Below are 872 nucleotides of genomic sequence, written 5' to 3' on the forward strand. Positions count from 1 at the left end.
GCGATGCGCGAAGTCATGACCAAGAGCATGGCCCGGAACATATTTTATGGCGGGTCGTTGTTCTTCATATTGATATTTGTGGGTCTAACGGCCCAGTCACATCGTTACATCGTGAAGGAGTCGACGGATGTGTCGACGCTGACGGATAGCGTGGTGCTCGGCAAGCATGTGTGGGAGAAGCACGCGTGCATCAACTGCCACACGCTGTTGGGCGAGGGAGCGTACTTTGCGCCCGAGCTAGCGAATGTGATGACCCGCTGGGGCGTTGAAGACGCCGAGGGCGGCTACGAGATGCTGCGCAGCTGGATGGAATCGATGCCCACGGGGATCGAGGGGCGTCGTCAGATGCCGGCGTTTGATCTGACGGAAGAGGAATACCGCGGTCTTGCGGACTTCTTGCTGTGGACGGATTCGATCCGTGCGCAGGACTGGCCCCCGAATGACGCGGGCTGAGGAGAGATCGAGATGAAATACCAAACTCAGAAAATCGCTTATGCGTACTTCCTCGTTGCGATGGCACTGTTCGCGGTGCAGGTGACGATGGGCCTGGTGCTGGGCTGGATTTACGTGGACGGGAACTTTCTGTCCGAGATCCTGCCGTTCAACATCGGGCGGATGCTGCACACCAACTCTCTGGTGGTGTGGCTGCTGACGGGCTTCTTCGGTGCGGCCTACTACCTTGTGCCCGAGGAATCGGAGCGCGAGATCCACTCGACCAAGCTGGCCTACCTGCAGCTGCTGATCCTGGTGGTCGGCACGGCGGGCGTGGTCGTGACCTACCTGTTCAACCTGTTTGACGGCAACTTCCTGCTGGGCAACGAGGGGCGCGAGTTCATCGAACAGCCCAAATGGGTCAAGGCGGGCATCGTGGT

General features: G+C 59.2%; 2 protein-coding genes. Both read left to right on the forward strand.

Annotated elements, in window-relative coordinates; all coding sequences use genetic code 11:
- Positions 1–3 precede the first annotated feature (3 nt).
- Positions 4–453 (forward strand): c-type cytochrome, encoded by a 450-nt coding sequence (locus E7681_RS18615; RefSeq protein WP_136340762.1) that lies wholly within the window; start codon positions 4–6, stop codon positions 451–453.
- A 12-nt stretch (positions 454–465) separates the two neighbouring features.
- A partial coding sequence (locus E7681_RS18620; protein WP_211089839.1) for a cbb3-type cytochrome c oxidase subunit I occupies positions 466–872 on the forward strand: 407 nt, incomplete at its 3' end.

Source organism: Thalassobius vesicularis (genome assembly GCF_004799325.1).
GTDB classification, from domain to species: Bacteria; Pseudomonadota; Alphaproteobacteria; order Rhodobacterales; family Rhodobacteraceae; genus Thalassobius; species Thalassobius vesicularis.